We start from the raw sequence: 24,172 nt of genomic DNA on the forward strand, positions 1-24,172 counted from the left end.
TCCGCCCGGCGGACCGCCCGCAGCACCGAGACGAAGAAGAGAACGACATGACGAAGAAGACGAAGGCGCTGCTCGCAGCGGCCGTCGTGGTGGCCCTGGCCGTCACGGCCGGCATCGCCTCCCTCGTCGTCGGAGGGTCTGGCGGCCCGTCGACGGACCAGGCAGGCGCCGGCGCGACCGGCACCCCCGGCACGGGCATCCCGACCCCGCAGGCCCGCACCGCCACCGAGATCGGCGAGGACTTCCTCGACGACTACGTCGACGACGACGGCCGCGTCGTCCGGCGCGACCAGGGCGACGACACCGTGAGCGAGGGGCAGGCCTACGGCATGCTCGTCGCGGTCGCCGTGGGCGACGAGAAGCGGTTCGACGCCATCTGGTCGTGGACGGAGGACGAGCTCGTCCGCCCCGACGGCCTGCTCGCCTGGCAGTGGAAGGACGGCGCCGTCGTCGACGACATGCCGGCCAGCGACGCCGACGTCGACGCCGCCCGGGCCCTCGTGCTCGCCGGCTCGACGTTCGACCGCCCCGACCTCACCACCTCGGGCGTCGACCTCGGCATTGACGTGCTCGACGAGATGACCGTCTCGACCGACGTCGGACGCATCCTGCTGCCGGGCCCCTGGGCCATGGGCGCCGGCCCCTGGTCGTACAACCCCTCGTACGCGTCGCCGGCCACCTTCGCGCAGCTCGGCGAGGCCAGCGGCGACCCCCGCTGGGCCGAGCTCGAGGCCGGGTCGCGAGCCGTGACCACGAACATCCTCGCCTCGACCGCACTGCCGAGCGACTGGGCGCAGGTTCGGCAGGACGGCACCACCGTGCCGCTGCCGAGCGCCGACGGGTCGTCGGGCAGCGTGCAGTACAGCTACGACGCCGGCCGTCTCGCCCTGCGCTACGCCGAGTCGTGCCGGCCCGAGGACGTGGCCCTGGCCGCGTCGATGGCCACCGTGCTGCAGCGCTACGACGAGCTGCCCATGCAACTCGACCTCGGCGGACAGTCGGTCGGTTCGGACCAGAGCCCACTCGCCTACGCCGCGCGGGCGGCGGCCGAGGCCAGCGACGGCCAGCACGACCGCGCCGCCGCCGACCTGCGGACCGCGGACGACCTGTCGCAGTCGACCCCCACCTACTACGGCTCCGCCTGGGCGGCCCTCGCCGCCCTCCAGCTCGAGGGCACGAGCCTCGGTGCCTGCTCGCCCCTGGCGGTGGCCCGATGAGCCTCGCGACCTTCGTGGCGGGCCACCGTGTGGCCGTCCTCGCGGCCGGAGCGGCTCTGGTGCTCGTGGCCGGTGGCGTGACCGCGGCCGCCGTGGCCGCACAGCCCGACGACGCCACGACCACGACCTCGACCGCGGCCACGCCCTCGCCCACCTCGACGCCGGACGCCGCCCGCGGGTCGGCCGGTGCGTTCCAGGACCCGGCGGCGCCGTCGTACACGGCGCCCCCGGCGGACGCCACACCCGTCCGCGTGCAGATCCCCTCGATCGGCGTGGACTCCGGCCTCGAGGCCCTCGGCCTCGGCGCCCAGGGCGAGCTCGACCCGCCGAAGGCGTGGCAGTCGGCCGGTTGGTACCAGGACGGCGTCGTGCCCGGCGCCGTCGGCCCCGCCGTCATCGCCGGCCACGTCGACTCGGGCAGCGGCCCGGCCGTCTTCGTCGACCTGGCGAAGCTCACGACCGGCGACGAGGTGACGGTGACGCTCTCGACCGGCTCGGTCGAGACCTTCCGCGTCACCGGCAGCGAGCGCACCCCGAAGGCGACGTTCCCGACGAGCGACGTCTACGGAGCGAGCCCCACGCCCGGCCTCCGCCTGATCACCTGCGACGGCACCTTCGACCGGTCGACGGGGCACTACGTCGACAACCTGATCGTGTTCGCCGACCTGGTCACCTCGTGACCAGCGGCCCCCACCGCGCCTCCTGAACCCGGCGCACCGACCCACCCCCGGCACCCGACGGCCGGAACGCGACACCCGACGAGCACCACCCGACACCTCCGACTCCCACCCGACGGGAAAGGACCCCCTCATGAACGACGCCCTCGTCATCATCCCGACCTTCAACGAGCGCGAGAACCTCGACTGGATCGTGGGGCGCACGCTGGCCGCCGGCGCCTCGGTCGACGTGCTCGTCGTCGACGACGGCTCGCCCGACGGCACCGGCGAGCTCGCCGACGCCTACGCCGCGCGCGACCCGCGCGTGCACGTGATGCACCGCACCGAGAAGGCCGGCCTCGGCGCCGCCTACCTGGCGGGCTTCGCCTGGGGGCTCGAGCGCGGCTACGACGCGCTCGTCGAGATGGACGCCGACGGCTCGCACCACCCCGAGTACCTGCCCGGCATGCTCGAGCTGCTGCGCGAGAACGACCTGGTGCTCGGCTCGCGCTGGGTGCCCGGCGGCGCCGTCGAGAACTGGCCGCTGCGGCGCGAGCTGCTCAGCCGCGGCGGCAGCTGGTACACCCGGGGCGCCCTGGGCATCCGGGTGGCCGACACGACCGGCGGGTTCCGCGTCTTCCGGTCGTCGGCGCTGCGTCGCATCGACCTCGACCGGGTCGAGTCGCGCGGCTACTGCTTCCAGGTCGACCTGCTCTGGCGCGCGCTGCAAGCGGGCCTGCGGGTCGTCGAGACTCCGATCACGTTCACCGAGCGCATCCACGGCGCCTCGAAGATGAGCGGCTCGATCGTCAGGGAGTCGCTGACCAAGGTGACCCTCTGGGGTCTGCGACGACGGTCTCGCGCCGTCGTCGAGTTGGTCGTGCGACACCGTCGCCTGCCGAGCGTCCGCGCCACCTCGCACCGGGTCGGGCCCGTGCGGGGCGGCGTGTCGACGCGCTAGCAGGGAGGCGACACACAGCGCGCGCGCCCGGGGTGGTCAGCCCCGGGCGCGCGCGTCGTGCGTCGTGCGTGGTGCGGCTACCGCGGTGCGGCGTCAGCGGACGATCGCGACCGAGTGCGCCGGCAGCAGCAGGCTCGACCCGGGGGCGATCGACTCGTCGCTGGCGAACAGGACGGTCTCGGCGCTCACCGCGACCCGCGCCTCCTGGTCGGCGAGGTTGATCGCGATCTTCAGGTCGCCGCGCGTCAGCACGAGCCAGCGGGCGTCGCCGTCGTACTCGACGCTCGTCTCGCCGAAGCGGGGGTCGGTGAGCGCCGGCTCGCTGCGGCGCAGCGCGCCCAGGCGGCGGTACGCGTCGAGCAGCACCGCGTGGCGGCCGGTCTCGAGCTCGGACCAGTCGAGCTTGCTGTCCTCGAAGGTCGAGGGCTCTTGAGGGTCGGGTACCGACGACTCGTCCCAGCCCATCTTCGCGAACTCCTCGATGCGGCCCTTCGCCGTGGCCTCTCCGAGGTCGTGCTCGGGGTGCGAGGTGAAGAACTGCCACGGGGTCGAGGCGGCCCACTCCTCGCCCATGAAGAGCATCGGCGTGTACGGGCCGGCCAGGGTGAGCGTCGCGGCGATGACCAGCTGACCGTCGTCGAGCGTCGCGGCAAGGCGGTCGCCGATCGCCCGGTTGCCGATCTGGTCGTGGTTCTGGTTCGCCACGACGAGCCGCCAGGTCGGCATGTGCTCGGTGTCGACCGGGTGGCCGTGCTCCGCCTCGCGGAACGACGACCAGGTGCCGTCGTGGAAGAACCCCTTGGTCAGCACCTTCGCGAGGGCGCCGAGCGGTTCGAAGTCGGCGTAGTACCCGGTCGTCTCACCCGTCAGCGCGACGTGGACGGCGTGGTGGAAGTCGTCGCTCCACTGCGCATCGAGGCCGTAGCCCTGGCGGTGGTCGGGGCCGAAGCCGCCGCCGTCGCGAGGCGTGATCAGCCGGGGGTCGTTCAGGTCGCTCTCGGCGATCAGCGACAGCGGGCGGCGCAGGTGGCTGCTGAGCGCGGCCGTCCGCTCGGCCAGTTCTTGCAGCAGGTGGACGTCGCTGTCGTCCTTCAGCGCGTGCACCGCGTCGAGGCGCAGGCCGTCGACGTGGTAGTCGTCGAGCCACATGGCCGTGTTGTCGAGGATGAACTCGCGCACCTCGTGGGCACCGTCGTCGTCGAGGTTGACGTTGTCGCCCCAGGTGTTGGCGTGCTTGCTCGACAGGTAGGGGCCGAACAGCGGCAGGTAGTTGCCCGAGGGGCCGAGGTGGTTGTACACGACGTCCTGCACGACGCCGAGGCCGGCCGCGTGCGCGGCGTCGACGAAGCGCTGGTACGCCTCGGGCCCGCCGTAGTTGTCGGTGACCGTGAACCAGTCGACGCCGTCGTAGCCCCAGTTCCAGCGGCCGTTCACGCCGTTGACCGGCAGCAGCTCGACGAGGTCGACGCCCAGGTCGACGAGGTGCGGCAGCTTCTCGATCGCCGAGTCGAGCGTGCCGTCGGGCGTGAACGTGCCGACGTGCAGCTCGTACACGACCGACCCGGCCAGCTGACGGCCCGTCCAGGCGTCGTCGGTCCAGGCGAAGGCCGACGGGTCGTACGTCTCGCTGAGGCCGTGCACGCCGTCGGGCTGGCGGCGCGAGCGGGGGTCGGGCAGAGGGGTCTCGCCCTCGGGTGAGTCGCCGCCGTCGAGCACGAAGCCGTAGCGGTGGCCCGGCCCGCGGTCGAGGTCGGCGGGGGCCCGCCACCAGCCGGTCTCGGGTTCGGACGTCAGCGGCAGCAGCTCGCCGTCGAGGTGGAGGTGCACGGTGGTCGCTTCAGGGGCCCAGACGTCGTAGACGCTCATCGGTCTCCTCGGGTTCGGAAGGGGCGGGGGAGGGGGCCGAGGAGTCACGACGTGCCGCCCACGTCGAGACGTGAGCGGCACGGTGACAGCTCGCTGCCGGTGACGGTAGTCGGGCGCGAGCCGGCGGGGTCAGTCCTCTGCGGGGATCAGCAGGGCGACGGGGTACGTCTCGAGCACGTCGGCCAGGCGGAGGCGACCGCCCTCGTGCCGCCGGCCGGTGAACACGTCGCGGTACGCGCCTCCTGCGGTCAGCACGACGGTGTCGTCCCAGCCGCCGGCCTGTTCGAGGGCGACGGGGAGGCGGGTGGCGAACGCGAGCGCGCCACCGCGGTCGACGGCCACGGCCGACGCCGCCTGCTCGCCGAGGACCGGCAGCGCCGCGTATCGCGTGAACAGGTCGGGGCGGTCCCGGCGCAACGTCAACGCGTGGTGCGTGACGACGAGCTTGGCCGCTCCGGTGTCGTCGATCGCGGGCGTCGCCCCGGCGCGGACCTCGTCCAGGAGGCGCCGGCGCAGTCCGAAGTCGACCTCGCGTCGGTTGTCGGGGTCGACGAGCGAGAAGTCCCACAGCTCGCCGCCCTGGTAGACGTCGGGGCTGCCGGGCCCGGCCAGCTGCATCAGCGCGACGCCGAGCGAGTTGCTGTAGCCCGGGGTGCGCAGCACGTCGACGATGCGCTCGACCTCGTGGCGCACCTCGTCGTCGTCGAAGGCGGCGTCGACCGCCGCGTGCATCCGCACCTCGAAGGCCTCGGCCTCGTCGGTCCGGTCGGTCCACGTGGTCGACGTGCTCGCCTCGCGGGACGCCTTCTCGGCGTAGTCGTGCAGGCGCTCACGCGACGCGGGCCACGAGCCGACGATCGTCTGCCAGAGGATGTTCTCGAACGGGCCGTCGCCGACCGGGGCGAGCTCGCGCAGCCGTTCGAGGGTCGCCGCCCACTCGGTGGCGACCTCGGCCAGCACCGAGATGCGGGCACGGACGTCGGCGCTGCGCTTCGTGTCGTGCGTCGACAGGGTGGTCATGCCGAACGGGCGCTCGGCCAGGCGGACCTGCTGACGGGCGTGGAACTCGTCGGGGGTCAGGGCGAACTCGCTCGGATCGGCGCCGACCTCGGTCAGCGTCGCGAGGCGGCTGTAGCGGTAGAAGGCCGTGTCTTCCACGCCCTTGGCCATCACCATGCCGCTGGTCTGCTGGAACCGCACGGACGCCGGGTGAGTCTCCTCGCGCAGCACGGCGACGACCTGGTCGATCGCGTCGGTCAGCTCGGGCCGGTGCGACATCGCGACCTCGGCGGCCTCGGTGAGCCAGGCGGCGCCCTGCGGCAGGTAGCTGCGGTAGACCGGGAACGCCGCGGCGAGCTCGGCCAGGGCGTCGACGACGGCCGGGTCGACGGTGCCGCCGTCGGCGATCAGGCGGGCCAGGCGGTTGATCTCGCTGCCCAGGATGCCGTCGGCGATGCCGCGCTTCGTGCCGAGGATCATCTCGTGCCAGTCGGCGGGCTCGTCGCCACCGGTCTCGTCGGCCCCGGCGGCTCGTTCGTCGCCGTCGACCCCGCGCGCCCGGCGCAGGCGCGAGTCGAGGGCGTCGAGGGCCGGCGCGCCGTTCGGGTCGACGAAGAGGCGGTCGAGGTCGGCGAGGGCGTCGTAGCCCGTGGTGCCGGCGGTCGCCCAGTCCTCGGGCAGGCGCTCGTCGCCCTCGAGGATCTTCTCGACGAGGACGTGCGCGTCGCCCGTGAGGGTCGCGAGCAGGTCGAGGTAGCCCTTCGGGTCGGCGAGGCCGTCCGGGTGGTCGACGCGGAGGCCGTCGACGAGGCCCTCGGCGAACCAGCGACCGATCTCGGCGTGTGACTCGTCGAAGACGCGTTCGTCTTCGACGCGGATGCCGGCCAGCGTGTTGACGGCGAAGAAGCGGCGGTAGTTCAGGTCGGTGTCGGCGCGCTTCCAGTGCACCAGCTCGTAGGCCTGGCGCGCGTGCACCGCGGTCGCGTCGTCGCCGGGCGCACTCGTGCCCGGGGCGATCGGGTAGACGTTGTCGTAGTAGAGAAGCTCGTCGCCCTCGACGCTCAGGCCCTCGATCGAGCCGTCGGACGCGGCGGGCTCGCCGAGCACGGGCAGCAGCACCTTGCCGCCGCCGGCCGCCCAGTCCACGTCGAACGCGTCGGCGTAGCGCGACTCACGGCCGTGGGTCAACAGGTCCCACCACCAGACGCTCGCCTTCGGCGTGGCGACGCCGACGTGGTTCGGCACGATGTCGACCAGCACGCCGAGGCCCGCGGCGTGGGCCCGGGTCGAGAGCTCGTCGAGCCCCTCGGCGCCGCCGCGCTCGGGGTCGACCAGGCTGTGGTCGACGACGTCGTAGCCGTGGTCGCTGCCCGGCTCGGCGGCGAGGATCGGCGACAGGTACACCCAGTCCGCCCCGAGGTCGTGCAGGTACGGCACCAGTTCGGCGGCGGCCTCCAGGTCGAAGGAGGCGCGCACCTGGAGGCGGTACGTCGAGCGCGGGTGCATGGTCGGTTCGTGTCGGGTCACAGTTCTTCCTCGGCCGTGGCACGCAGGACGACGAGCGAGCGACCCACCACGGGGAGTCGGTCACCGGCCCGCAGGGCCGCGGGGGCCTGCGGTGTCGAGGGCGGTTGGGGGGTGGTGGCGGCCCGGGTGGCCGTCGGGGTGCGGGGGGCGGCGTTCGCCGGGGGCGGAGGCGCGGTCACGGTGCTGTCGACGACGACCTCCCAGCCCTGGGCGTACTCGTCGGGCGGCAGGACGAACGTGACCGTCTCGGCGCTGGCGTTGAAGTAGAGCACGAAGTTGACGTCGGTGATGCGGCCGCCGCGGGCGTCGCGCCCGCGGATGCCGTTGCCGTTCAAGAACATGCCGATCGCCTTGGCGTACGACTCGTTCCACTCGCCCTCGTGCATGGCGTCGCCCTCGGTGGTCAACCACACGATGTCGGGCAGGGGCTCGCCCTCGCCCCTCGTGACGGGTCGGCCGTTGAAGTAGCGCTGGCGACGGAAGGTCGGGTGGTCGTGGCGCAGCTTGATGACCTCGGCGACGAACTCGATCAGCTCGCGGTCGGCGTTCGGCCAGTCGATCCAGCTGATCTCGTTGTCCTGGGCGTAGGTGTTGTTGTTGCCGCCCTGGGTGCGACCCAGCTCGTCGCCGTGCAGCAGCATCGGCACGCCCTGGCTGAGCAACAGCGTCGCCAGGAAGCTGCGCTGACGCTGTTCACGCAGGGCACGGATGTCACCGTCGTCGGTCTCGCCCTCGACGCCCGAGTTCCACGAGCGGTTGTGGCTCTCGCCGTCGTTGCCGTTCTCGCCGTTGGCGTCGTTGCGCTTGTCGTTGTAGCTGACCAGGTCGCGCATCGTGAAGCCGTCGTGGGCCGTGACGAAGTTGATGCTCGCCACCGGGCGGCGGCCGTCGCGTTCGTACAGGTCGGCCGAGCCCGTGATGCGGCTGGCGAACTCGCCGAGGGTCGAGGGCTCGCCGCGCCAGAAGTCGCGCACGGTGTCGCGGTACTTGCCGTTCCACTCGGTCCACTGCGGCGGGAAGTTGCCGACCTGGTATCCGCCGGGGCCGACGTCCCACGGCTCGGCGATCAGCTTGACCTGCGAGACGATCGGGTCCTGTTGCACGAGCTCGAAGAAGGTGGAGAGCCGGTCGACCTCGTAGAACTCGCGGGCGAGCGAGGCGGCCAGGTCGAAGCGGAACCCGTCGACGTGCATCTCGGTGACCCAGTAGCGCAGGCTGTCCATGATCAGCTGCAACGAGTGCGGGTGCCGCACGTTCAGGCTGTTGCCGGTGCCCGTGTAGTCCATGTAGTGCTGCTGGTCGCCGTCCATCAGCCGGTAGTAGGCGGCGTTGTCGATGCCCTTGAACGACAGGGTCGGCCCGAGGTGGTTGCCCTCGGCGGTGTGGTTGTAGACGACGTCGATGATGACCTCGATGCCGGCCTCGTGCAGCACGCGCACCATCGTCTTGAACTCCTGCACCTGCTGACCGATGTCACCGGTCGCAGAGTAGGCGGCGTGCGGGGCGAAGAACCCGATGGTGTTGTAGCCCCAGTAGTTGCTGAGGCCCTTCTCGAGCAACGTGTTGTCCTGCACGAACTGGTGCACGGGCATCAACTCGAGCGTGGTGATGCCGAGCTTCTTGAGGTGCTCGATGATCGCCGGGTTCGCGACGCCGGCGTAGGTGCCGCGTTCTTCTTCGGGGATGTCGGGGTGCGTCTCGGTGAGGCCCTTGACGTGGGCCTCGTAGATGACGGTCTCGTCGTAGCTGTACTTGGGGGCGCGGTCGCCCTGCCAGTCGAAGAACGGGTTGATGACGACGCCCAGCATCATGTGCGGGCCGCTGTCCTTGTCGTTGCGCGAGTCGGGGTCGCCGAAGGTGTAGGCGAACAGCGCCTCGTCCCAGTCGATCTCGCCGCAGGTGGCCTTGGCGTAGGGGTCGAGCAGCAGCTTGTTCGGGTTGGCCCTGACGCCCTTCGCCGGGTCGTACTCGCCGTGCACGCGGTAGCCGTACCGCTGGCCGGGTTGCACGGTGGGCAGGTAGGCGTGCCAGACGTAGGCGTCGACCTCGGTGAACTCGACCCTCGTCTCGGTTCCGTGGTCGTCGAACAGACACAACTCGACCTTGCTGGCTGCCTCGCTGAAGATCGCGAAGTTGGTGCCGCTGCCGTCGTAGGTCGCGCCGAGGGGGTAGGGGTTGCCGGGCCAGGTGTGCATCGAACCTCCGATTGGGACTCGCTCAGCCTAGGGGCGAACGGCCGCGCCGTCCGCGCGAGGACGGGGCGCCCACCCGGCCGCTGGGGCCGGGCGGACGCCCCGTCGAGGGCCGGGTCCGCTACTTCGTGACGGCCGCCAGGGCGTCGACGATCCCCTCGCCGAACCACCCGTTGTCGGCGGGCGTGCCCGTGCAGGTCGTGGTGCCGGCAGGGCACGGGGTGTCGGTCGCCTGCCGCTCGAGCAGGCCGGTCAGGGCGGTGCCGCTCAGGCGCGGGTGGGTCGACTTCAGAAGGGCGAGCACGCCGGCGACGTGCGGCGAGGCCATCGAGGTGCCCGACTTGGTGCCGTAGCCGCCACCGGTCACGGTCGACAGGATCGCCGAGCCCGGTGCCGCGACGTCGATGACGCCCTGGCCGTAGTTCGAGAAGCCCGACTTCGCCCCGGCCGACGTGGTCGATGACACGGTGACGACGCCGTCGAGTTCGGTCGGGATGTCCAGGCAGCGCGAGTCGATGGGGCGGGTCGTCGGCGTGGTGTCGTTCGGGCTGTCGGTGTCGACCGTCTTGTTCGCGAGGTCGATCGACGAGTTGCCGGCCGCCGCCACGTTGACGATGCCCTTCTTCTGGGTGAACTGCACGGCGCGGTCGACGGCGGTCAGCACGGCCGCCTGGTCGACGTCCGAACCGCACCAGAACTGCCACGGGTCGACGTAGTAGCTGTTGTTCGTGATGTCGGCACCGGTCGCCGCGGCCTGCATGAAGCCGCAGATGGCGGCCTCGGGGTAGATGAACCCGTCGTCGCTGACGACCTTGACGGCCGACATGGTCACGCCGGGGGCCACTCCCACGATGCCGACGCCGTTGCGGGCGGCGGCGATCGTGCCGGCCACGTGGGTGCCGTGGTCGCTCGTGGTCGGCTGCCAGGCGGCGTAGGCCCGGTCGGGCGTGCCGGTCAGGCAGCTCGCCGAGGCGGCGACGTCGATGTTCGGCTGCAGGTCGGGGTGGTCGCCCTGGATGCCCGAGTCGAGCACGGCGACGAGCACGTCGCGGCTGCCGTCGGTGACCTGGTGCGCCCGGTCGGCCCCGATCGCGGCGAGGTCCCACTGCTGGGCCTCGAGCGGGTCGGCGACGACGGTCGTGACCTCGTCGAGCCGCTGCTCGGGCGAGGTCGCGGCCCTCGGTCCGCCGGGGTGCCCCGGGCCGCCGGGTGTGCCGGGCCCGCCCGGAGTGCCGGGCTTCACGGGCTTGCCCGGACCGGGGGCCGTCGTGCCCACGCCGTAGGTCGGGTCGGTCTCGGCCACGGCGGCGGTGCGGGTGGCTCCGGCCGACAGGACGGCCTTGTCGCCGCGCACCGAGGCCGCGAAGTTCGTGTTGCTCGACTGGGCCACGACGACGCCGAGGTCGGCGTAGGCGGCGATCACGCTGCCGCCCGCGGCGGCGACCGCGCGTTCGACCTGCTTCGTCGCGCCCGGGTTCGCCTTGGTGGCGTTCACGGCGTAGTTCATCACCGCGCCCTCGACGACGGGCAGCGCCGGGCCCGGCCGGCCGGGTGCGGCGGGCGCCGACGGGGCGGCCCCGGGAGGCGCGGCGACGGCGGCACCGGAGCCCACGGCGACGAGTCCCAGGGTGAGGGCGGCCGCGACGCAGACGGTGGTGGCGCGGCGGCGGGTGCCGCGCGGGCGGGGGTCGGTGAAGGTCATGGTTCTCCTCGTCGGGTCACGCGTGCCGGGTGGGACGCGCGGGGAGCCGGTGGCTCGTCGCGGGCCGCGCCCGGTGATCCGACGAGCCGCCGTGCTCCTCACAGGAAGTCTGAAGAATCTTCGGCCCGGGCACAGTGGGCACTTGGGGGGACGCCTCGTGACCCCCGTTCGGGGTACGCCCGTCACGGGTGGGCCGGGTAGCGTCGGTTCATGACCTCCGCTGCCGCTCGACGAGCCGCCACCACTCCTCCCTGCCGTGCCCTGTCGACGATCTCGGGCTCGGCCTCGTGAAGATCGTCGTCATCGGGTCCACCGGCCACGTGGGGGGCTTCCTCGTCCCGCGACTGGTCGAGGCCGGCCACGAGGTGGTCGCCGTCAGCCGCGGCGAGTCCGAGCCGTACCGACGGCACGCCGCGTGGTCACGCGTGACGCGCCTCCTGCTCGACCGCGAGGCGGGTGACGCCGACGGCACGTTCGCGCGTGAGATCGCCGGCCTCGGCGCCGACGTCGTCGTCGACATGATCTGCTTCACCGTCTCGTCGGCGCGCAAGATGGTCGACGCGTTGCAGGGCACGGGCACCGTGCTCGTGCACTGCGGCACGGTGTGGGTGCACGGCCCCTCGCGCGAGGTGCCGATCACCGAAGAGGCCGAGCGCACGCCGTTCGGCGAGTACGGCACGCAGAAGGCCGCGATCGAAGAGCTGCTGCTGCGCGAGTCGCGACGTCCGGGCGGGGTCCGGTCCGTCGTGCTGCACCCGGGTCACATCACCGGCCCGGGCTGGCCGATGATCAACGCCGTCGGCAACCTCGACCTCACCGTGTGGGAGGCCCTCGCCACCGGTCGCGAGATCGCCGTGCCGGGCCTCGGCCTCGAGACCGTCCACCACGTGCACGCCGACGACGTCGCGCAGGCCTTCCAGCTCGCCGCCGAGCGGCACTCGCAGGTCGTGGGCGAGGCGTTCCACGTCGTCAGCGACCGGGCGATCACGCTGCGCGGGCTCGCCGAGGCGGTCGCCCGGCACTACGGGCAGGAGGCGCGGTTGCGGTTCGTCTCGTGGGCCGAGTTCCGAGACCAGACGTCCGACGAGCACGCCGACGCCTCGTGGCAGCACGCGTCGCGCAGCCACTCGATGAGCATCGCCAAGGCGCGTCGCCTGCTCGGCTACGCGCCGCGGTACACCTCGGTGCAGGCCGTCGTCGAGGGCCTCGAGTGGCTCGAGGCCGACGGGCAGCTGACCCTGGCCTGAGCCGGACGCCGTGTCGTCGGGCCGGAAACCGCACCGTCGGGCGCGGACCGCGCCCGCGGCCGGTCGACGGTGCACTGTCGAGGCATGACCGAACGAGACGACACCTTCACCGCCCTGACCGTCGAGCGCGCGCAGCAGAACGTCGACGAGGGCGGCAAGCCCTTCGCCTGCCTGCTCGTCCGCGACGGCGAGATCATCGCCGAGGCGACCAACCACGTCGCGCAGACCGGCGACCCCACGGCGCACGCCGAGATCCTCGCGATCCGACTCGCCGCCGAGCAGGGCATCACCGACCTCCGCGGCATCGACGCCTACGTCACGGCCTATCCGTGCCCGATGTGCCTCGGCGCCCTGTACTACGCCCAACCCGACCGCGTCGTCTACGCGGTGTCGCGCGAGCAGGAGGGCGAGCACTACGAGGACGGCAACCGACTCATGACCCTCGGCACCTTCTACGACGAGTACGCCAAGCCGATCGACGAGCGCACCCTGCGGTCCGAGCAGGGTCACGCCGACAACGCGACGGCACCCTTCGCCGACTGGACGGCCCGACACGCGTCGTGACGCCGCGGCGCGTCGTCCCCGCTCAGGCCTCGGCCTCGGCGCTCGCCGTGCCCGTGAGGATCGGGGCCAGCACGATGATGCCCGCCCCGAGAAGGCTCACGGCCGAACCGACGTAGTCCCACATCGTCGGCTTGAACCCGTCGACCACGATGCCCCAGGCGAGCGAGCCCGCGACGAACACCCCGCCGTAGGCCGCGAGCACCCGGCCGAAGTTCGCGTCGGGTTGGAACGCGGCGACGAAGCCGTAGGCGCCCAGCGAGACGATGCCGAGCAGGGCGAAGAGCCAGCCCCGGTTCTCGCGCACGGCCTGCCAGATCAGCCAGGCACCCCCGATCTCGGCGACGGCCGCGAGGGCGAAGAGCAGGACGATCCGGACGACGGTCATGCTGCATCCTGACAGGCGCCGTGCCCGGGCGGGTCGGTGGTCGAGGCGGGCGCGCCTCCTCGGGCCCACGCGGCGTAGCGTCACGGGCGTGGATGCTCCGGCCCTCGGCGCATCCCTCGATCGAGGGAGCGCGTCATGAAGGTCGTCATCACGGGGTCACGCGGCAAGGTCGGCCGGGCGGCCGTCCGCCGCTTCGTCGACGCCGGCCACGACGTGCTCGGCGTCGACCTGGCGCGGCCCGTCTTCGACACGGGCGTCGACGAGCCCGGCCGCTACGTGATGGGCGACCTGACCGACGCCGGCACCGCGTTCTCGGTCGTGGCGGGTGTCGACGCCGTGGTGCACGTCGCGGCCATCCCGCAGCCGACCGCGAACCCGGCCCATGTCGTCTTCCACACCAACCTGATGTCGACCTTCAACCTGGTCGAGGCGGCCGTCCGGTTCGGGGTGCCGCGCTTCGTCAACGTGTCGAGCGAGAGCATCGTCGGCAACTTCTTCCCCGAACGGCCCTTCCTGCCCGACTACGTCCCCGTCGACGAGGAGCACCCCCTGCACCCGCAAGACCCCTACGCCCTGTCGAAGGCGTTCGGCGAACAGCTGATGGACGCCGCCGTCCGGCGCTCCGACCTGCGGGCGATCTCGATCCGCCCGAGCACCGTCCACGACGAGACCAACTACGAGGCGAACCTCGGGCCGCAGGTGCGTCGGGCCGACCCCGAGAGCGCGAACTTCGGCAGCTACGTCGACGCCGACGACCTCGCCGACGCCCTCCTGCTCGCCGCCGAGAGCGACCTGCCCGGTCACGAGGTCTTCTACGTCGCAGCGTTCGACAACGCGGGCGGCCACGACCTCGCCGCCACCGTGCGCGAGCACCACGGCGACCGGATCGAGCTGCGCGAGCTCGACCGGGTCGACGCCTCGGGCATCTCGACCGCCAAGGCCCGTCGGTTGCTCGGCTGGACGCCGACGCGGTCGTGGCGGGACCACCTCGACGCCGACGGACGCGCCCTGCCCACCGCGTGACCGGCCGCCGGACGTCAGAGCAGTTCGGCGAGCAGCGCGAAGGTGCGGTCGGGGGCCTCGAGCTGCATGTCGTGGTGGACGCCCGGCAGGCGGCGGATCTGCCAGCCGGCGCGCTGGTAGCCCGACACGAGACGCTCGGGCACGACGGCGGGGGAGTCGTCCGACAGCACGACGACAGAAGGCACCGAGGGTGCCGTCCTTTCCACCGGGTGGAAGGCCACGTCGCGGAACACCCCCGTCGCCATGCGCGAGTCGAACCGGGCACGGGCGTCGTCCAGGGAGGCGCGGGTCGCGTCGTCGTACCCGGCCCGCAGTCGTGCGCCCTTCCGCGCCTGGGCGAGCGCCGCGACACCCATCGTGACGGTCGGCACGGCCCAGAACAGCCGCCCGGCGAGTCCCCGCGTCGGCAGGGCGAGCGAGAACCCGGGGTCGAGGTAGACGGCCGTGCGAGGCTGCAACCGGTCGACGGCACGGACGAGCACCGAGCCGCCCAACGAGTGCCCGGCGACGCCGTCCAGGCCCTGGGGGAGCGCCTCGGCGAGATCGTCCGCGAAGTCGTCGAGCCGGTACGACGACGCCCGGTCGCTCTCGCCGTGGCCCCGCAGGTCGACCGTGGTGACGGTGTACGACCCGGTCGCGACGAGCCGGTCGACGATCGGCCGCCAGGTCGCCCCGTCGGCGCCGAGCCCGTGGACGAGCGCGACGTGGCGCTCGCCGTCGCCGGTGGTCGTGGTGTTCAGGTGCATGACGACCATCCTGCCTGTCATCATGGGGCCCATGCCGACCCGACCGGGCCGACCCACAGCGCGCAGGCACGAGAAGGGCACGACCATGGCGGACGCCGGGTTCAGCACAGAAGAGAAGGCTGCGATGAAGCAGCGCGCCGCCGAGCTCCGGGCCGAGGCGAAGCGCCAGAAGGTGGCCGACAAGGCGGCCGCCGAGGCGCAGGACGCCGTGGACGCCATCGCGGCCATGACCGACGTCGAACGGCCGATCGCCCAGATGGTGCACGAGGTCGTCTCCGAGCACGCCCCGGGCCTCGCCCCGAAGACCTGGTACGGCTTCCCGTCGTACGCGAACGCCGACGGCAAGGTCGTCGTCTTCTTCCAGCCGGGCGCCAAGTTCGGCACGCGGTACTCGACGCTCGGCTTCCAGGACGCCGCCCGACTCGACGACGGGTCGATCTGGGCCACCTCGTACGCGGTGACCGACGACGACGACGCGACCCGCGCCTCCGTGGCCGCGCTCGTCCGCAAGGCCGCCGGGCTCTGACCCCGGCCGGGTCGGCATGCCGCCGACGCGCGTCAGCGGCTTCGGGTGGGCCTCGGCCCGCTGTGCGACGAGATGCAGTCGGCGATCGTCTCGACGTCGTCGAGGCTGCCGTCGGCGATCGCCACGATGAAGTCGTAGGCGCTGTCGTTGGTCATCGTCAGGCGGCGACCGTTCACACCGAGGAAGGCGACGAGACCGGCGAGACCGAGGCGCTTGTTCCCGTCGACCAGCGCATGGTTGCCGACGAGAGAATGAACCAGGGCCGCCGCCTTCAGCTCGAGGGTGGGATAGGCGTCGGCTCCCATGACGGAGGTGCGGGGTCGGACGAGGGCGGATTCGAGCAATCCGGCGTCACGGACGACCACCTCGGCATCGATCGCCCGGCGGGCGACTCGCAGCATCTCGTCGAAGGTCAGGTGGATCATTCGCCGAGGCGGCGGAGGGCTTCGGCGTAGCGGGGCAGTTCGGTCTCGAGGACGTCGTCCAGGAGGTCGTCGCGGCTGTGGTTCTCGACGTATTCGCGGACTGCCTGACGCGCGACGTCTTGCATGGACCGCGATTCGAGCGCGGCACGTCGGCGGAGGGCATCGGCCTCGGAGTCGTCGAGGCGAAGGGTCATGGGCATGGCTGGATGGTATCAAGCGTGACACCGCAGGGCCCGAGGTCGGCCGTTCTCGGGTCGTCATCCGGCGCTATGATCGTCCCCACAACACACGGGAGTCCGGTGAGCCGGGCTGAGAGGAAGCGAACCACGCTTCGACCGTCGAACCTGATCTGGGTCATGCCAGCGCAGGGAGGAGAAGAACAGATGTCCACGTCCACGCCCGAAAACCGTTCCACGGCGGCTCGCGACAGCTCGACCGGCTTCACGCCGAAGGCCCGCACCACCCCGACCCGCCGCTGGCGGGTCGTCGACATCGTCGTCGCCAGCGTCATCGGCGTCGCCGCCGGCGTCGTCTTCTGGGCCTGGGGCCTGGCCTACACGCCCATCGACAGCGTCCTGAGCTTCTCGGGCGGCTTCGAGGGCATCTTGAACGGCGGCTGGCTCTTCGCCGGCGTGCTCGGCGGCATCGTCATCCGCAAGCCCGGCGCCGCCGTCTACACCGAGGTGGTCGCCGCCGTGGTCTCGATGCTGATCGGCACGCAGTGGGGCTTCTCGGTGCTCATCTGGGGCATCGTCCAGGGGCTCGGCGCCGAGATCGTGCTCGCGGTCTTCCTCTACACGTCGTGGCGGCTCGGCACGGTGCTGCTCGCCGGCGCCGTCGCCGGCCTCGCCGTCGGCCTGATGGACACCAGCTTCGCCTCGGCCGCCGCGTACGCCGCGGGGTCGAAGACCGTCTACGTCGTCACCTCGGTCGTGTCGGGCACCGTGATCGCCGGTCTGCTCTCGTGGCTGGCCGCCCGCGGCCTGGCCCGCACCGGGGCGCTGTCGCGGTTCGCCTCGGGACGCTCGGCGGACGCCCGGGTCTAGGCGCGCCTCCTCGTGTCCTCCGTGTCCCACGGGTCGGGTGACGCACGCGGTCCGGCCCACGGTGAGGTCCGCGGCGCACGCGTCACCGCCCGCGGCTGGGGCTGGCGTCACGCCGGCCGCCGTCTGCCCGCCGTCTCGCAGCTCGACCTCGAAGTCGCCCCCGGCGAGCGCGTGCTGCTGCTCGGTGCGTCCGGTGCGGGCAAGTCGACGCTGCTCGCCGGGCTCGCCGGTGTGCTCGGCGGCGACGACGAGGGCGACGAGGCCGGCGACCTGCTCGTCGACGGGCGGGAGCCCGCCGACCAGCGCGGCCGGGTCGGGCTCGTCCTGCAAGACCCCGACTCGCAGGTCGTCCTCGCCCGCGTGGGCGACGACGTCGCGTTCGGCTGCGAGAACCTCGGCGTGCCCCGCGACGAGATCTGGCGCCGGGTCGGCCATGCCCTCGACGCGGTCGGGCTCGACCTGCCGCTGTCGGCGTCGACCTCGGAGCTCAGCGGTGGCCAGAAGCAGCGCCTGGCGCTGGCCGGCGCCCTCGCCATGCGGCCCGGCCTGCTGTTGCTCGACGAGCCGACGGCCAACCTCGACCCCGAGGGCGTCGTCGAGGTGCGCGACGCCGTGGCCCGCGTCCTGGCCGACACCGAGGCGACGCTGGTCGTCGTCGAACACCGGGTCTCGGTCTGGCTGCCCGTCGTCGACCGCGTCGTCGTGCTCGACGCGGGTGGGGGAGTCCTGGCCGACGGCCGACCCGACGACGTGCTGCGGTCCGAACGCGACCGCCTCGTCGACGCGGGGGTGTGGGTCCCCGGCGCCGCGCCTCCCGGGCCGGTCCGGTCGCGCACGACGGGCGACCTGCTGCTCACCGCCACCCAGCTCGCCGTCGGGCACCACGGGCCGAAGGGGCGTGCGGTCGCCTCGGGCGTCGATCTCGCCGTCACCGAGGGGCGCGCCCTCGCCGTCACCGGGACGAACGGGTCGGGCAAGTCCACGGTGGCGCTCACCGTCGCCGGGCTGCTCGCTCCCGTCGGCGGGCGCCTCGAGGCCAGCCCGTCGTTCGCCGACGGCGCCGGCCCGTCGCCGATCCGCTGGAAGCCCCGGCAGCTGCTGACCCGCGTGGGCACGGTCTTCCAGGACCCCGAGCACCAGTTCTTGACGGCGACCGTCCGGCGCGAGCTGGCGGTCGGTCCGGAGGCGCTGGGCGCGTCCCCGAGAGAGGTCGCCTCGCGCGTCGACCACCTCCTCGACCGGCTGCGCCTCGACCACCTCGCCGGTGCTAACCCGTTCACGCTCTCGGGCGGCGAGAAGCGCCGGCTGTCGGTCGCGACCGTGCTCGCGTCGCGCCCGTCGCTGCTCGTGCTCGACGAGCCGACCTTCGGGCAGGACGCCCGCACCTGGCGTGAACTCGTCGCCCTGCTCGCCGAGCTGCTCGACGAGGGGCGGGCGGTGGTCGCCGTCACCCACGACGCCGAGTTCGTCGAGGCGCTCGCCGACGACGTCCTCGACCTGAGCGCGCACGCCCGACGCGTCGACGCCACCGGGACGCCACGATGAGCGTGCTGACTCCCGTCGTCGCCACCGGAGTCGTCGGGCGCGTCAACCCGGTCGCCAAGCTGCTCGCCGCGGTCGTGCTCGCGCTCGCCCTGCTGCTCTCGATCGACTGGGTCTCGGCGGGCACGGCCCTGCTGCTCGAGGCCCTTCTGCTGCCCTTCGCGGGTCTGTCGGCCCGGCAGTTGCTCGCCCGCACCGCGCCGCTCTGGGTCGCCGCGCCCACGTCGGTGGTGGCGATCGCGCTCTACGGCCGCGACGGCGGTGCGGCCGTCGTCGACTGGGGGCTCGTCTCGGTGACCGAGGGGTCGCTCGCCCTCGCCGGGGCGATCGGGCTGCGCATCCTCGCCGTAGGCGTGCCGGGCATCGTCCTGTTCGCGACGACCGACCCGACCGACCTCGCCGACGGTCTCGGTCAGGTGTTGCGACTGCCGGCGCGGTTCGTGCTCGGGGGGCTCGCCGGGCTTCGGCTGGTGGGCTTGTTCATGGACGACTGGCGGCAGCTCGCCCGGGCCCGTCGCGCCCGGGGCGTCGCCGACTCGGGTGGCCCGGTCGGCGCGCTGAGGCGCTTCGGTCAGCAGGCGTTCTCGTTGCTGGTGCTGTCGGTGCGACGGGGCAGCAAGCTCGCGACGGCCATGGAGGCCAAGGGCTTCGGCGCCGACACCCCGCGCACGTGGGCCCGCCCGTCGACGTTCGGGCTGCGCGACGGCGTGCTGGTCGCCCTCGGCGTCGTCATCGCCGCCACGTCGGTCACCGCGGCCGTGCTGGCCGGGACGTGGGAGTTCGTCCTTGCCTGAGCGGGTCGCCGTCGACGACGCCGTCGGCGTCCTGCTGCGCCGGGCCGAGGAGGCGCGGGCCGGGTCGCGCCGCGTGGTGCTGCTGATCGACGGCCGGTCGGGTTCGGGCAAGACGACGCTCGGCCGTGCGGTGGCCGCCGCGTGGCCCGCCGACCGGCTGGGCCCCGTGCGCCTGGTGCACCTCGACGACGTCTACCCGGGCTGGCACGGGTTGGCCGCCGCGTCGCGGACGGTCGAGACGACGGTGCTCCGGCCGGTCGACCCCGGGTGGCGTCGGTGGGACTGGACCGCCGACCGTGCGGGCGGGTGGGAGGCTCTCGACCCGACCGTCTCGCTGGTCGTGGAGGGGGCCGGGGCGGTGACCCGCGCCTCCTCGGCCCTGGCGGACGTGCGTGTGTGGCTCGAGCTCGACGCGGGGTCGCGGCGGGCCCGGGCGCTCGCCCGCGACGGGGCGACGTACGAACCGTGGTGGGACGTCTGGTCCGAGCAGGAGGAGGCGCACCTGGCGGCCGACGACCCCCGCTCGCTGGCCGACGTGGTGGTGCAGGCCTAGGCCCAGCCGAGTTCGTGCAGTTGGTCGTCGTCGATGCCGTAGAAGTGCGCGATCTCGTGAACGAGGGTGACGTGGATCTCGTCGCCGAGCTGCTCGAGGTCGTCGACGGCGGCGAGGTGTGGTTCGCGGTAGAGGATGATGCGGTCGGGCAGTTCGCCGAAGCCGTACTGGCCGCGTTCGGTGAGGGCGACGCCGTCGTACAGGCCGAGCAGGTCGAGGGTGCCGTCCTCGGGGCGGTCTTCGGTGACGAACACGACGTTGTCGAGCCCGTCGACCATGTCGTCGGGCAGCAGGTCGAGCTGGTCGACGACCATCGAGTCGAACGTCTCGGCGCTCACCTCACAGGGGTCGATGCCCGTCGGACGGTCGTCGTCGCGCGGTTCGTCGGCGTCGTGCTCGAGGGAGTCGTCCACTCCCTCACTCTCGCACGCCCACACGGCCTGTCGCTGGGCGCTGCCCCGACCGCGACGAGCGCAGCGAAGTCCCACCCTGCGATGCCCCGACCGTGACGAGCGCAGCGAAGTCCCACCGCGATGCCCCGACCGTGACGAGCGCAGCGAAGTCCCCCACCCGCGACGTCTTGGATGCGCTCGCGCATCCAAGACAAGAAGGCGCAGGAGCCCAAAAAAACCCCTGCCCATCGGAGGGCAGGGGTTTCCATTTGGGTGAGTAACGGGGCTTGAACCCGCGGCCTCCTAGACCACAACCAGGCGCTCTACCAGCTGAGCTATACCCACCATGTGTGACCACCGAGGCGATCGCAACGAGAAGACTCTACTACAGCCGGGGGGCCCATTCGTCCACGACGGCCTTCGAGATCGCTTGGACGTCGTCGGTGGTGGGGCCGGGGTCGGCGACGAAGCCGGCGCGACGGTAGTACTCGAGTTCGCGGATGGATTCGAGGATGTCGGCGAGGGCGCGGTGGCCGCCGTGTTTCTGGGGGGCGTTGAAGTACACGCGGGGGAACCACCGGCGGGCGAGCTCTTTGATGGACGAGACGTCGACGCTGCGGTAGTGGAGGTGGCCGTCGACGCGGGGCATGTACTTGGCGAGGAAGGCCCGGTCGGTGCCGATGGTGTTGCCGGCGAGGGGTGCGTGCTGTTCGGTGGGCACGTACCTGAGGATGTACTCGAGTACTTCGAACTCGGCCTCGGCGAGGCTGACGCCGTCGGGGATCTCGTCGATGAGGCCTGACGAGCGGTGCATCTCGGTGACGAACTCGCCCATGTTGTCGAGCGCCGACTGGTCGGGCTTGATGACGATGGTGAAGCCGGGGTGCACGGGCTTCAGATCGAAGTCGGTGATCACCACGGCCACTTCGACGAGTTCGTCGACGCTGAGGTCGAGCCCGGTCATCTCGCAGTCGATCCAGACCAGTCGGTCGTTGCTCGTAGCCATTGGGCGAGTCTAGTCCGGTGCCCGTCCGCGGCCGCGCCTCCTGTGCTCGACCCGTGGTCGGACCAGGAGGCGCGGGTGCGGACGCGGGGGACGCCCGGCTCAGAGGGCTTCGCCGGCTCCGATGGCTTCGGCTTCGACGCGGGCCGGTTCGGGGCCGTCGTCGACGCGGCGGAGGGCACCGCGGGCGGCGACCACGACGACGAACGCGACGGTGACGCTGGCGGCGGCGAACACGTAGGCGGCGCTCGGCGCGATGGTGTCGGCCAGCAGGGTCGCGACGGGCGGGGCGACCGCGCCGCCGAGGAAGCGCACGCCCGAGTAGGCGCTGGACGCGACCGAGCGGGGCAGGTCGGTGGCCTCCATGACCGACTCGGTCAGCACCGTGTTGAGGACGCCGAGCACGAGGCCGCCGACCACGACGCAGACCACGAGGGCAGCGGGGGTGCCGACGAACACGGCCGCGGCGACCAGGTCGAGCGCCAGCAGCGGCAGGGCGATGCGCAGCACGGTCGTCCGACGCAGGCGCGCGGTCAGCAGGGGCGCGACCCAGACCGAGGTGACGGCCAGGCCGACGCCCCAGCCGAAGAACGTGAACCCGATGCCGAGCGCGCCGAAGCCGAGGGGGTAGGGCGTGTAGGCGAGCAGGACGAAGAAGCCGATGTTGTAGAACAGCGCGGTCGCGGCGAGGGCACCGAGCGCCGGACGACCCAGGGCCCGGAAGGGTGCCGAGAGCTTGGTCGGGGCGACCTTCTCGGTGGCGCCGCCCTTGAGGAACAGCACGATCGCGATGAACGCGATCGCCATCAGCGTGGTGACGCCGAAGAACGGTCCGCGCCAGCTGACCGAGCCGAGCAGGCCGCCGATCAGGGGGCCGATGGCGATGCCGAGGCCGAGGGCCGCCTCGTAGAGGATGATCGCCGAGGCCGTCCCGCCCGACGCCGCGCCCACGATGGTGGCCAGGGCGGTCGAGATGAACAGGGCGTTGCCGAGTCCCCACCCGGCACGGAACCCGATGACCGACCAGACGTCGCCGCTGGTGGCGGCGAACAGGGCGAAGACGACGATCAGGGCGAGCCCGATCAACAGGGTGCGCTTGGCGCCGAGACGGCTCGAGACCCAGCTGGTGAAGAACATGGCCACGCCCGTGACGGCGAGGTAGCTGGTGAAGAGCAGTTCGGTCTGCGTGGGGCTGGCCTTCAACGACTCGGCGATGGCCGGGAGGATCGGGTCGACGAGCCCGATGCCCATGAAGGCGACGACGCAGGCGAACGCGATGGCCCAGACGGCCGTCGGCTGCTTGAGGATGCTCGGTTTCGGCTCGTGCGCGGTCGGGGTCGCGGCGCTCATGCGAACACCGCCTCGCTGTCGGCGCGGACGTCTGCGCGGGTGCCGAAGCGCGAGGCCAGGAGGCGGGTCGCTCGCTCGAGCACGTCCCAGTCGTCGTCGTCGAGGTCGGCGAAGAGGTCACCGAGGGAGTCGGCGAGCTGGCCTCGCCACTCGGTGAGGGCCGCCGTGCCCTTGGCGGTGATGGCGATGAGCCAGGCGCGCGAGTCGTCGGTGTCGGCGATGCGCTTGACCAGCTCGTCGTCGGCGAGGCCGCGGACGAGCTTGGTCATGGTGGGTTGTGAGACGCGGCTGGCCCGGGCGAGGTCGCCGACGCGCAGGTCGCCGTCGGTCGTCAGGATCGAGAGCGTGCGCCAGACGGCGGGGGAGGTGGTGCGGCCGGTCTCCTGCGCGGCGATCCGCGTCAGGCGATGGGTCGACGTCAGGAGGGATTCCAAGATGTCTGTCGGCTGAGAAGTCATCCGCCCAGTGTATAGCCAAGCTATATAGCTTGGCTATCTTATCTCGGGACCGATCTCGGTCTCGGGTGGGCGAGAAGACTGGACGCCGACTCCGCGCCTCCTGGTAGACCTGTGGGCATGACAGACAGCAAGCCCACCGTGGCCGAGGGTTCCGAGTACGTCGTCTTCTTCGACGGCGGTCCGAGCGACGGCTCCACCGACACCCGCATCAGCACCGACGGCTCGTACGACGAGCAGATCACCGACTTCGTGCTGATCGACGGCATGGAGACGGGCATCGTCTACACCGCCACCGAAGCGAAGATGGTCGGCGAGCAACTGCAGGTGCACTACTCGCTCGACGCCAAGGACAGCGACCCGGTCGACGACCCCGAAGACCGCAACGACGACCGCGACAACTGACGCCGGCGGCCCCGGCCGCGACGACGCACGAGACCGCAGGAGGCGCGGGGGAAGAATCCCCTGCGCCTCCTCGTTGTGCCCGGCATGATGCTCGAGCTGTACACGTCCGCCTTCTGCGGTCCCTGCCACGCGGCTCGAGCGGTCGTGGCCGAGGCCCGGGCCCTCGTCCCGTCACTCGTGGTCGACGAGGCCGACGTCGCCGCCCGACCAGAGCAGGCCGAACGACGCGGCGTCCGCAGCACGCCGACCCTCGTGGTGACGCGCGACGACGGCGAGGTCGTCTTCCGCTCGCCCGGCGTGCCGACGCTCGACCGGTTGCTGGGCGCCCTCGCACTGGCGGTCTGACCACCGGCCCGACGTGACGGGCCATCGCGGAACCCGGCATGCACCACGTGTCGCACCGCCTTTCGTGCACCGCACCGCGACTAGTCCGGGCGACGTGCACGAGACGCGGTGCCGAGCCGGACTCGGCCGCTACCGGGCCGCGTGACTCGGCACGGTATCGTGGGCGAGTCCGCCCCCGTAGCTCAGCGGATAGAGCAGGAGCCTTCTAATCTCTTGGTCGCAGGTTCGATTCCTGCCGGGGGCACCACAAG

At 72.2% G+C, this 24,172-nt stretch carries 25 protein-coding genes, 2 tRNA genes and 1 riboswitch; of the genes, 14 read left to right on the forward strand and 13 right to left on the reverse strand.

Translation table 11 applies throughout. From position 1 onward, the window contains the following. Positions 1-47: 47 nt before the first annotated feature. From ITJ55_RS11180 to ITJ55_RS11190, 3 genes are all read left to right on the forward strand, one after another. Complete coding sequence (locus tag ITJ55_RS11180; protein WP_194595396.1) at positions 48-1,217, forward strand: glycosyl hydrolase family 8; 1,170 nt, start codon at positions 48-50, stop codon at positions 1,215-1,217. After that, complete coding sequence (locus ITJ55_RS11185; protein WP_194595397.1) at positions 1,214-1,897, forward strand: class F sortase; 684 nt, start codon at positions 1,214-1,216, stop codon at positions 1,895-1,897. Before ITJ55_RS11180 ends, ITJ55_RS11185 begins: the two co-directional genes overlap by 4 nt. A gap of 130 nt (positions 1,898-2,027) precedes the next feature. Next, on the forward strand, positions 2,028-2,834 hold the full coding sequence (locus ITJ55_RS11190) for a polyprenol monophosphomannose synthase (RefSeq protein ID WP_194595398.1): 807 nt from the start codon (positions 2,028-2,030) through the stop codon (positions 2,832-2,834). A 93-nt stretch (positions 2,835-2,927) separates the two neighbouring features. Here ITJ55_RS11190 and treZ read toward each other — a convergent pair whose 3' ends face one another. The 4 genes from treZ to ITJ55_RS11210 form a co-directional block, all read right to left on the reverse strand. Continuing rightward, the gene (gene treZ, locus ITJ55_RS11195) at positions 2,928-4,700 is read right to left on the reverse strand and encodes a malto-oligosyltrehalose trehalohydrolase (protein WP_194595399.1); all 1,773 of its coding nucleotides are present in this window, start codon (positions 4,698-4,700) and stop codon (positions 2,928-2,930) included. Between the two features lie 129 nt (positions 4,701-4,829). Next, the gene (treY, locus tag ITJ55_RS11200; RefSeq protein ID WP_194595639.1) at positions 4,830-7,205 is read right to left on the reverse strand and encodes a malto-oligosyltrehalose synthase; all 2,376 of its coding nucleotides are present in this window, start codon (positions 7,203-7,205) and stop codon (positions 4,830-4,832) included. Positions 7,206-7,222: 17 nt separating this feature from the next. Next, the gene (glgX, locus tag ITJ55_RS11205; RefSeq protein WP_194595400.1) at positions 7,223-9,421 is read right to left on the reverse strand and encodes a glycogen debranching protein GlgX; all 2,199 of its coding nucleotides are present in this window, start codon (positions 9,419-9,421) and stop codon (positions 7,223-7,225) included. Between the two features lie 118 nt (positions 9,422-9,539). Beyond that, positions 9,540-11,120, reverse strand: coding sequence for a S8 family serine peptidase (locus ITJ55_RS11210; RefSeq protein WP_194595401.1), 1,581 nt, complete (start codon positions 11,118-11,120; stop codon positions 9,540-9,542). A 287-nt stretch (positions 11,121-11,407) separates the two neighbouring features. Here ITJ55_RS11210 and ITJ55_RS11215 point away from each other — a divergent pair, with 287 nt between their 5' ends. Both ITJ55_RS11215 and ITJ55_RS11220 read left to right on the forward strand, forming a co-directional pair. Then, complete coding sequence (locus tag ITJ55_RS11215; RefSeq protein ID WP_194595402.1) at positions 11,408-12,367, forward strand: NAD-dependent epimerase/dehydratase family protein; 960 nt, start codon at positions 11,408-11,410, stop codon at positions 12,365-12,367. Between the two features lie 84 nt (positions 12,368-12,451). After that, positions 12,452-12,931, forward strand: a complete 480-nt coding sequence (locus ITJ55_RS11220; RefSeq protein ID WP_194595403.1) for a nucleoside deaminase — start codon at positions 12,452-12,454, stop codon at positions 12,929-12,931. Between the two features lie 22 nt (positions 12,932-12,953). Here the strand turns inward: ITJ55_RS11220 and ITJ55_RS11225 are convergent, their stop codons facing one another. Then, positions 12,954-13,316, reverse strand: coding sequence for a YnfA family protein (locus ITJ55_RS11225; protein ID WP_194595404.1), 363 nt, complete (start codon positions 13,314-13,316; stop codon positions 12,954-12,956). A gap of 135 nt (positions 13,317-13,451) precedes the next feature. Here ITJ55_RS11225 and ITJ55_RS11230 point away from each other — a divergent pair, with 135 nt between their 5' ends. After that, positions 13,452-14,339 (forward strand): NAD(P)-dependent oxidoreductase, encoded by an 888-nt coding sequence (locus tag ITJ55_RS11230; RefSeq protein WP_194595405.1) that lies wholly within the window; start codon positions 13,452-13,454, stop codon positions 14,337-14,339. Positions 14,340-14,353: 14 nt separating this feature from the next. Here ITJ55_RS11230 and ITJ55_RS11235 read toward each other — a convergent pair whose 3' ends face one another. Further along, positions 14,354-15,085, reverse strand: a complete 732-nt coding sequence (locus ITJ55_RS11235) for an alpha/beta fold hydrolase (protein WP_194595406.1) — start codon at positions 15,083-15,085, stop codon at positions 14,354-14,356. Positions 15,086-15,170: 85 nt separating this feature from the next. Here ITJ55_RS11235 and ITJ55_RS11240 point away from each other — a divergent pair, with 85 nt between their 5' ends. Then, positions 15,171-15,611 carry a hypothetical protein gene (locus tag ITJ55_RS11240; protein ID WP_194595407.1) on the forward strand — a complete coding sequence of 147 codons (441 nt, stop codon included), beginning with the start codon at positions 15,171-15,173 and terminating at the stop codon, positions 15,609-15,611. Positions 15,612-15,643: 32 nt separating this feature from the next. Here the strand turns inward: ITJ55_RS11240 and ITJ55_RS11245 are convergent, their stop codons facing one another. Both ITJ55_RS11245 and ITJ55_RS11250 read right to left on the reverse strand, forming a co-directional pair. Beyond that, positions 15,644-16,036, reverse strand: coding sequence for a type II toxin-antitoxin system death-on-curing family toxin (locus ITJ55_RS11245; RefSeq protein ID WP_194595408.1), 393 nt, complete (start codon positions 16,034-16,036; stop codon positions 15,644-15,646). Next, complete coding sequence (locus tag ITJ55_RS11250) at positions 16,033-16,236, reverse strand: ribbon-helix-helix protein, CopG family (RefSeq protein WP_228498122.1); 204 nt, start codon at positions 16,234-16,236, stop codon at positions 16,033-16,035. Before ITJ55_RS11250 ends, ITJ55_RS11245 begins: the two co-directional genes overlap by 4 nt. Positions 16,237-16,315: 79 nt before the next feature. Beyond that, positions 16,316-16,424: riboswitch (TPP riboswitch) on the forward strand. Here ITJ55_RS11250 and ITJ55_RS11255 point away from each other — a divergent pair. From ITJ55_RS11255 to ITJ55_RS11270, 4 genes are all read left to right on the forward strand, one after another. After that, on the forward strand, positions 16,420-17,082 hold the full coding sequence (locus ITJ55_RS11255) for an ECF transporter S component (protein WP_194595409.1): 663 nt from the start codon (positions 16,420-16,422) through the stop codon (positions 17,080-17,082). (Overlaps the previous riboswitch by 5 nt.) A 21-nt stretch (positions 17,083-17,103) precedes the next feature. Then, positions 17,104-18,627: an ABC transporter ATP-binding protein gene (locus ITJ55_RS11260; protein WP_194595641.1), complete on the forward strand. Its 1,524-nt coding sequence runs from the start codon at positions 17,104-17,106 to the stop codon at positions 18,625-18,627. After that, complete coding sequence (locus tag ITJ55_RS11265; protein ID WP_194595410.1) at positions 18,624-19,418, forward strand: energy-coupling factor transporter transmembrane protein EcfT; 795 nt, start codon at positions 18,624-18,626, stop codon at positions 19,416-19,418. The genes ITJ55_RS11260 and ITJ55_RS11265 overlap by 4 nt, the downstream gene beginning before the upstream one ends. Further along, on the forward strand, positions 19,411-19,971 hold the full coding sequence (locus ITJ55_RS11270) for an ATP-binding protein (RefSeq protein ID WP_228498124.1): 561 nt from the start codon (positions 19,411-19,413) through the stop codon (positions 19,969-19,971). The genes ITJ55_RS11265 and ITJ55_RS11270 overlap by 8 nt, the downstream gene beginning before the upstream one ends. Here ITJ55_RS11270 and ITJ55_RS11275 read toward each other — a convergent pair. The 5 genes from ITJ55_RS11275 to ITJ55_RS11295 form a co-directional block, all read right to left on the reverse strand. Continuing rightward, positions 19,968-20,285 (reverse strand): metallopeptidase family protein, encoded by a 318-nt coding sequence (locus ITJ55_RS11275; RefSeq protein ID WP_194595643.1) that lies wholly within the window; start codon positions 20,283-20,285, stop codon positions 19,968-19,970. The genes ITJ55_RS11270 and ITJ55_RS11275 overlap by 4 nt on opposite strands. 350 nt (positions 20,286-20,635) lie before the next feature. After that, positions 20,636-20,708, reverse strand: a tRNA-His gene (locus ITJ55_RS11280). 40 nt (positions 20,709-20,748) lie between these two features. Further along, positions 20,749-21,369 (reverse strand): oligoribonuclease, encoded by a 621-nt coding sequence (gene orn / locus ITJ55_RS11285; protein WP_194595411.1) that lies wholly within the window; start codon positions 21,367-21,369, stop codon positions 20,749-20,751. A 99-nt stretch (positions 21,370-21,468) separates the two neighbouring features. Beyond that, positions 21,469-22,716: an MFS transporter gene (locus tag ITJ55_RS11290; RefSeq protein ID WP_194595412.1), complete on the reverse strand. Its 1,248-nt coding sequence runs from the start codon at positions 22,714-22,716 to the stop codon at positions 21,469-21,471. Further along, complete coding sequence (locus ITJ55_RS11295; RefSeq protein ID WP_194595413.1) at positions 22,713-23,174, reverse strand: MarR family winged helix-turn-helix transcriptional regulator; 462 nt, start codon at positions 23,172-23,174, stop codon at positions 22,713-22,715. Before ITJ55_RS11295 ends, ITJ55_RS11290 begins: the two co-directional genes overlap by 4 nt. A 117-nt stretch (positions 23,175-23,291) precedes the next feature. Here ITJ55_RS11295 and ITJ55_RS11300 point away from each other — a divergent pair, with 117 nt between their 5' ends. From ITJ55_RS11300 to ITJ55_RS11310, 3 genes are all read left to right on the forward strand, one after another. Continuing rightward, positions 23,292-23,576, forward strand: coding sequence for a hypothetical protein (locus ITJ55_RS11300; RefSeq protein ID WP_043597121.1), 285 nt, complete (start codon positions 23,292-23,294; stop codon positions 23,574-23,576). A gap of 84 nt (positions 23,577-23,660) precedes the next feature. Continuing rightward, positions 23,661-23,921 (forward strand): thioredoxin domain-containing protein, encoded by a 261-nt coding sequence (locus ITJ55_RS11305; RefSeq protein WP_194595414.1) that lies wholly within the window; start codon positions 23,661-23,663, stop codon positions 23,919-23,921. A 171-nt stretch (positions 23,922-24,092) separates the two neighbouring features. Next, positions 24,093-24,168, forward strand: a tRNA-Arg gene (locus ITJ55_RS11310). Positions 24,169-24,172 lie beyond the last annotated feature (4 nt).

This window comes from Frigoribacterium sp. VKM Ac-1396 (assembly GCF_015350895.1).
Classification (GTDB): Bacteria; Actinomycetota; Actinomycetes; order Actinomycetales; family Microbacteriaceae; genus Frigoribacterium.